Here is a 6,148-nt window from a genome sequence, read left to right as displayed (position 1 = left end):
ACAAGGTCGTTATATGCCTCGTCCGCCTTTTTTTAAAATTAACCCAAAATATTGTTTACATATATTAACATTAGTGTATTTATTTTACTTACGTGCAATCGTTATGGGTCAGACCCCCCAGTTACTGTAAATTTGTTTGCGGCTTATGTAAACGGGGTACTTAATAAAGGCACGGTAAAATCCTCACAGGAGGTGTAATGTATGGATATGGATAAGCAAGTTGTGGCTATTATGAAGTCGATTGACCAGAAAGAGGCCGTTTTAAGAGAGCTTGAAATAAAAGGTGTAGAGGAAGAGGATATCCAGATTATTCATCGGGATGATGAGGACGCCAAATTCTTTACAAAGCATTTCAAACAGGGGGATTACCTGGTGATTGTTGAGTCCGAAAAGGATATCGGCCATATTCCTGTAGAGCAGGAAGAGACGCTCAGCCAGCAGCGTACCCCGAAAGGGCACCATCACCTGCCTCACCATCAAATGAAACAGGGCTTTTAAAATAGACAAATCCAGCCTCTGATGACTGCATCTCCGTAACAGTCCCTTGGAAGACTGGCCGGTCCGCAGACTCAGGGCTGGGATTTTTTTGCCGTTTACACCTGGCCGTATCAGCTTTTTCCACGCTCAACCAAGTTTTTCTGAAGAAATCTCCCCAACTACTCCTTTTTCGTACAGACAAAATAGGTTTGCGGATAATCCCCTTCATCAAGGATATTTCTATCGTACAGATGAGCCATATGCCATTCCTTAAAATCAAAATTCAGTTCACTGAACAAACCGGTCCATACCCCATACGGAAATAACCCAACGGTATGAACGTCATGGTGGATCTCAAGCCCTTTTTCATTTCGAATAAGATAGACCATGGCCGCTTCATATGCATTCTCGGACACAATATAATTATTTTCAAAAAGTGTGACATGAACGCCGTCTTTTTCGCCTGAATAAGCAAAATTATGAGGCTGAAACTCTTCTTTCGTATGGACCGTGACGAGTATTTTTCCATGCGGCTTTAAGTGGGCAGCTGCATTCTTCAAAGCCTGCCTAATGTCATCAACTGTGGTCATATACATAAGTGATTCAGGAAAAACGACAGCATCAAAAGACTTTCCGACAGTCACAGATCGCATATCCCCATAAAGGTAGGTCGCTTCCGGATTAATTTTTTTAGCGTTCTGTAACATGCCGTCACTAATATCAACACCGGTGACATTGAAAGCCTGTTTAAAATAATAATCATGGCCGCCCGCACCGCAGCCGAAATGGAGTAAATCCGGTTCAAAAGAGTCTGTTTCCGCCTCAGCATGTATGTTCAAAGACTGAATAATCGCTGACGCTTCTTCTTTGTAATCGTCGAGTGAAGAAATAATAAACTCTGTCCACGCCAAATCTTCATATGCTTTCCAATTACTCATATTACCCCTCCTGTAAAATACCTTATAAGCAGGCTATACCGCCCGCCTTGCTCCTGCAACTTTATTCCTCCTCTGCTGAAAAATTCAAGTTAAAAACTGCGAAATTTACGGGTGTTCATGATATCATAGACGCAGGTCATTCTATCAATTCAGTACTTTAAATTGTTTGAATCTTCCAAAATACTCAAGGGGGTCAATCAAGTGAGAAACAGACAGGAACCATCAGTGGTGACACATCCACTTGTTCATAGATTAATAGAAAACATTGAGAAAGTTGTCGTAGGCAAGAAGCGTGAGATTGAACTAAGTCTGATTGCTTTGTTAAGCGGAGGCCATGTACTGCTGGAAGATGTGCCGGGTGTAGGCAAGACGATGATGGTCCGTGCGTTGGCGAAATCAGTAGGCGCCGATTACAAACGGATCCAGTTCACACCTGACTTGCTGCCGTCCGATGTTACAGGTGTATCCGTGTTCAGCCAGAAAACAATGGAATTTCACTTCAGGCCTGGCCCGGTCATGTCTAATATTGTTTTAGCAGATGAAATTAACCGGACGTCGCCCAAAACACAAGCAGCCCTTCTGGAAGCGCTTGAAGAGGGCAGTGTAACGACTGATGGAGAGACGCGGGAGCTCCAGGACCCCTTTATGGTTATGGCGACACAGAATCCGATTGAATACGGCGGAACCTATCCTCTTCCCGAAGCACAGCTCGACCGGTTTCTTTTTAAATTTAAAATTGGCTACCCGTCTAAATCTGAGGAGCTGGAAGTGCTGAACAGGGTAGAGAAAAGGCATCCGATTGAAGAGGTTACTCCTGTATTAACCCTTGAAGACATCGTTGATATGAAAAAAGACGTGAGAAAGGTTTTTGTCAACGAAAAAGTCAAAGAGTATATTATTAATATTGTCAACGCGACGAGACAGCATCATGCCGTCTATCTTGGAGGAAGCCCCCGTGCTTCCATCGCCCTAATGAAGGCCGGACAAGCCTACGCTTTCATGCAGGACAGGGAATTTGTCGTTCCGGATGACATTAAATATTTGGCGCCTTATGCGTTACAGCACAGGATCCTTTTGAATTCGGATGCCAAACTGTCAGATACAACAAACGAGCGGGTGATTCACGAAGTCGTACAGCAAGTCCACATACCGGCCGGGAAAGAGAGTGTCCGATGAAATTAGGAAGCCTCTTGGCCCGGATACGTTCGAGCCGGGTCTGGTCCTGGATGAAGCTTATTTTCAAAAGCCTGTTCGTCGTCGGCCTGTTTACAGCTATTTTCAGCTACGCCATGTTTCAGGGCGGCTTCGTCAGCTGGTTTTTATTTTACACGATCACCACGCTTGTCGTACTTATGCTCTTATACGCGCTAATTCCTTTAGGTTCTTTTGAAGTGACACGTGATACGGGCGAAGGCGCGCTGGCCTCAGGTTCCGAACTTACCGTGAAAGTTACAGTCAGGCGAAAATGGCCGTTTCCGTTTTTATATTTAGCTTTAGAGGATGAGATGGAGGAGACTTTGAAAAAGGAGCTGCCAGCCCATGCCTCTAAAATAATTTTTTACCCGACTGTTAAAAAAGAATTATCATTTAACTACAGTGTGCCGGAATTAAAACGCGGTAAGTATCATTTTTTTGGGGTGCATTTGTCGACAAGTGATATGTTCGGTCTGTTTAAAAAAAGAAAGTTCATTCCTGTTGAAAATGACCTTCTTGTTTATCCGGACTACCGCGATATTGAGCGGTGGAGCGCATATGAGAAGGATGAGTCTGAATCTGCTCTTTCTTCACAGGATTTTGTTGAAGACCTTACATCTATCGCAGGTGCACGGGAATATGTACCCGGCGACAAACTGACCAGTATTGACTGGAAAGTAACCGCCAGGTCCAATAAGTTAATGACGAAAGAATTTGAAGATTATATAGGGCAAAATTTTCTGTTAGTTTTTAATAACAACATTCCCGATAACAGGTTTGCAACACTGGAAGCTTACGAAAAGGGAATTGAGTTAGTGACTTCTATAATTATGTATGCTTACAATAAACGTCTTCAAGTCGGTTTATGGACATTAGGGAAAAACAGCCGCATGTTTGATTTGGATGCAGGAGGCGACCATCAGAAAAAGATGGTGACCCACCTCTCCCAAATTCAGGCTGAACAGCATTCGAACTTTGCAGCTCATTTAAACCAGGCTGAAAGCCAGATTCCAGGCGGAGCCTCGGTAATTATTGTATCTGCAGAGCTGACGGATGATATATTAAATCGCGTCAAAATTCTTATTTCCAGACGGATCCAGGTGTATTTCGGCCTGATGGCCAAAGAGGGGCAGTCAGATGCCTGGGAACGCAAGCGTTTCGAAGAACTCCGCCGTATTGGAGCAGAAGCGTACCTTCTGTCAGAAGGCAGTCTGGATGAGGAAATGGCAGCGAACGAATGAAGGTGATTAAATGGCTAAAATTAATTCAAAGCCAGCCGGCTCTGTCACACACTTGTTTATATATATATTAACCTTTTTACTGCTGTGGGAATGGTTAAGGCCAATACCGGTTATTACACATACCGCAGATATTCATATATTCGTATGGTTTGCTTTTTTCAGCGCCATACTGATTTATTTAAGAGTCCCGTACTGGCTTATCATTCCTGCTTTATTAGCTGGAAGTATTTACGGCCTGCATATTATTTTCTATGAGGGAAGCTTTTTAAGCAGGGAAGGCGGATGGCAAACTGTCAGGCTGTTTTCCGGAGAGGCCTGGTATAACACGACTCTGATTTTTTCAGGAGAATTTGCCGGGCTCACCGATCCTTTCCGAACCTTTTTATTGTTTTTACTGCTGGCTCTGGTCTGCTATCTTCTGTACTTTTCAGTATTCCAGACAAGGAGAATTTTCTTTTTTCTTCTGTCGACAGTTGTGTACATTACAGTATTGGATACATTTACGCCGGTAGAAGCCTCTGCGGCGATTATCAGGATTGTGATTATTGGATTTTTCATTCTTACCCTTCTTCATATGCTTAAAATCCAGGATGAAGAACGGGCAATAGGAAGGCGTACAGCTTCATTCTTTTCACCTGCATGGATGTATACTTTAATTTTTATGATTTTAGCAGCAACAGGTGTCGGTATTGCTGCGCCAAAGCCGGATCCCCAGTGGAGTGATCCTGTTCCGGCAATGCGCGGAATGGTTTTAGGTGAAGGAAGCGGATCAGGTTCAGGACTGAAGCGGGTCGGTTATGGAGAAAATGATGAGCGGCTCGGAGGCGGATTCATTCAGGATGATAATCCGGTGTTTACAGCCGAAGTGGATGAAGCTTCTTATTGGAGAGGCGAGTCAAAGCATGAGTACACCGGGCACGGCTGGGTGTCTGACCCGAGGTACGAAGAAGTTAGCGGGGACAGCTTAGGTTATGCCAAATACGAAAGCTTGACCGAAACAGAAGAAAGGCAAGTCTCTATTGAAATGAAAGAGGGCGTCGGCTTTTCCCATTTCTTTTATCCCGGACAGGTGCAAAGCATAAGCCTGGATAACTTATCTTTTTATGTGGATGATAATGAAGGGGCCCGCGAGCCGCTTAGCTTTATGACCGATCCGGTCGGCGGGAGGGTGATGGCTGAGACTCCTGAGGGAAATGAAATCACTCTTACTGCTTATGATCTCGTCTATGAGGATCCTGCTTTTCCAATTGGGACGATGAGAACTGTTTCAGAAAATGACCCTCAAGAGGTCCAGGACCTATACCTCCAGCTGCCTGAGGAACTGCCTGAACGTGTGGCAGACCTGGCTGAGGAAATAGTTGAAGACGAAGAGAACCGGTATGATAAAGTGAAGGCGGTTGAACAGTATTTTTCCGAAAGCGGGTTTACGTATCAGACTCAGGACGTCCCGATGCCTGAAGAGGATGAAGACTATGTGGACCAGTTCCTGTTTGAAACCCAGGTCGGCTACTGTGATAACTACTCCACGTCTATGGCTGTGCTGCTTCGCACACTGGATATTCCTGCCCGCTGGGTTAAGGGCTTTACTTCCGGAGAAGAGATTGAAGAACTGGAAGATGGCAGATCTGTCTATGAAGTGGCTAATGGCAACGCCCACTCCTGGGTAGAAGTTTATTTTCCTGAAGTGGGCTGGGTACCGTTTGAACCAACTCAGGGATTTGACAACTATGCGGAGTTTGCAGAAGAGGAAGTCGATATTGACATTGATTTAGACGAAGAAAACGGGGAGGACACTGAGCAGCCCGACCAGGACAGGGATGATATGATTCCTGAATTGGAAGAGGGCGCAGACGATTTTGAAGCTGCCGGCAGTGACGGAAGCACCGGCGGAGGCGGCCCGGGTCTGGCGGAAATGTTTACACCGAGAACGTTGTTTATATCCATTCTGTCTCTCGTTTTTTTAATGGTTCTCTACCAGAAACAAAGCCGTTTGCAAAACTATTATTTTCTGATTCATTACAAGCTTCTTGGCCAGGATAAGCGCTTCTCTACGGCTTACCGGCGGTTATTATGGATTTTGGAAAATGAAGGACTGCCGCGCGGGGAGGGCGAGACATTAAGAGAATATGCTAAACGTGTGGATCTCGTGTTAAGCTCGCAGGCCATGATGAAACTCACTAAATTGTATGAAAAGGTATATTATGGCGGCTATGAACCTGACGGGGAGTGGGAAGCACTGCAGACAGAGTGGGAAGAGCTGGTAAAATCTCTGAACTCTTGACCCGGCTGCAACCAATT

Annotated in this window: 5 protein-coding genes; 4 read left to right on the top strand and 1 reads right to left on the bottom strand. The window is 44.9% G+C overall.

Annotated features, from left to right (window positions below):
- The first annotated feature begins 201 nt into the window (after window positions 1–201).
- A complete protein-coding gene (locus K8O68_RS09225; RefSeq protein ID WP_230896601.1) occupies window positions 202–498 on the top strand; it encodes a hypothetical protein in 297 nt (98 codons plus the stop codon).
- Between the two features lie 158 nt (window positions 499–656).
- On the opposite strand, the gene K8O68_RS09220 is transcribed toward K8O68_RS09225, so the two are convergent.
- On the bottom strand, window positions 657–1,415 hold the full coding sequence (locus K8O68_RS09220; RefSeq protein ID WP_230896600.1) for a class I SAM-dependent methyltransferase: 759 nt from the start codon (window positions 1,413–1,415) through the stop codon (window positions 657–659).
- 201 nt (window positions 1,416–1,616) lie between these two features.
- On the opposite strand from K8O68_RS09220, the gene K8O68_RS09215 reads away from it, so the two are divergent.
- From K8O68_RS09215 to K8O68_RS09205, 3 genes are read left to right on the top strand one after another with little or no spacing between them, the layout of a single operon-like run.
- Entirely contained in the window at window positions 1,617–2,591 is a 975-nt protein-coding gene (locus K8O68_RS09215) for an AAA family ATPase (RefSeq protein WP_230896599.1), read from the top strand.
- Window positions 2,588–3,850, top strand: a complete 1,263-nt coding sequence (locus K8O68_RS09210) for a DUF58 domain-containing protein (protein ID WP_230896598.1) — start codon at window positions 2,588–2,590, stop codon at window positions 3,848–3,850. Before K8O68_RS09215 ends, K8O68_RS09210 begins: the two co-directional genes overlap by 4 nt.
- Window positions 3,851–3,860: 10 nt before the next feature.
- Window positions 3,861–6,131: a DUF4129 domain-containing transglutaminase family protein gene (locus tag K8O68_RS09205; protein WP_230896597.1), complete on the top strand. Its 2,271-nt coding sequence runs from the start codon at window positions 3,861–3,863 to the stop codon at window positions 6,129–6,131.
- Window positions 6,132–6,148 lie beyond the last annotated feature (17 nt).

This window comes from Salipaludibacillus sp. CUR1 (genome assembly GCF_021028955.1).
Classification (GTDB): domain Bacteria; phylum Bacillota; class Bacilli; order Bacillales; family Salisediminibacteriaceae; genus Salipaludibacillus.
The sequence above is the reverse complement of the archived record's forward strand: the minus strand, read 5'-3'. Positions and strand labels throughout refer to the sequence as shown.

Bases quoted from the DNA above. Each gene is read 5' to 3' on its own strand.
- K8O68_RS09225 (WP_230896601.1), top strand. From the start codon at position 202: ATGGATATGGATAAGCAAGTTGTGGCTATTATGAAGTCGATTGACCAG.
- K8O68_RS09220 (WP_230896600.1), bottom strand. From the start codon at position 1,415: ATGAGTAATTGGAAAGCATATGAAGATTTGGCGTGGACAGAGTTTATT.
- K8O68_RS09210 (WP_230896598.1), top strand. From the start codon at position 2,588: ATGAAATTAGGAAGCCTCTTGGCCCGGATACGTTCGAGCCGGGTCTGG.
- K8O68_RS09205 (WP_230896597.1), top strand. From the start codon at position 3,861: ATGGCTAAAATTAATTCAAAGCCAGCCGGCTCTGTCACACACTTGTTT.